We start from the raw sequence: 965 nt of genomic DNA on the forward strand, positions 1-965 counted from the left end.
TAACCATTTAATACATGACCCATGTTTATGCGTGCCATTGTAGTGGCGCATGGGGAAGATTATGGTTACCGAATGCAAAAAACCTTTCTACTGGGCAATCTATTGAGCTTGATTGATGCTATCTAATGATGAAGGGTAATGATGCTGTTAGGTTAAGATAACAGCATCAATTTCTTCGTTAAGTTATGGTTTAAGTAAAACTGGAGATTGAAATAGTTTGTTTTTTTCCAGTCTTTTGTGCAATTGAGTTGATATTCAGTATATACCAATCTAACTTGAAGGTGCGGGTTTTAAAATCTGAAAATTATCAGTCAGTCGAGTCGTCAGTTCTTTCGTTTTTTCTGGCAACGTGACATGAAAAAAGCGATGAAGGGTTTCACGGAATGTCTTCGCATTCGGAAAATAGACATTGTTACGCACTTGCTCATTCATATACTTCCACAATCGCTCTATCGGATTGAGGTTTGGGCTGTAAGGCGGTAGGTAATGCAATTCAATATTCAGGACATACGCAATATCTTTCACCAACTCGGCTCGGTGGTAACCCGCACCATCCAGAATAATGTGGATTTTTTGCGAAAGTGGGTAAGTTTCCCGGAGCGCCCCGAAAAAATACGCGATGCTTTCAGCATTGATACTCGGATATTCACGGATCACGGTGTCTTCAATTCGTTGTAAATTGAGGGCACCCAGAATATTAAGACGGGTACGACTGCCGGTGGTTTCGACCACTTTTACCTGATTTTTTCCTGCTTTCATCCAGCCATAGCTGAGCTTTGTGGACTGTGAAGGATGCACCGCATCAATAAATAGGATCGGCTCATTCTGATCCGCCCCGTCTTTCAGCACCTTGTAGTCATCAATAAATTGTTGCTGTTTATCCGCATCGAATTTATGAGGCACTCCCTTTGGCTTTTTGTAGCTGAAACCCTGGCGGTGAAGCCATTCCGCCCACGCTGAAAGAC

General features: G+C 42.4%; 1 protein-coding gene. It reads right to left on the minus strand.

The genetic code is table 11. The features are described 5' to 3' along the window. Positions 1 to 270: 270 nt before the first annotated feature. Positions 271 to 965 (minus strand): IS630 family transposase (locus tag H8A87_RS02195; protein WP_198688378.1); only part of this gene is annotated, 695 nt, incomplete at its 5' end.

This window comes from Xenorhabdus lircayensis (genome assembly GCF_016306625.1).
GTDB lineage: Bacteria > Pseudomonadota > Gammaproteobacteria > Enterobacterales > Enterobacteriaceae > Xenorhabdus > Xenorhabdus lircayensis.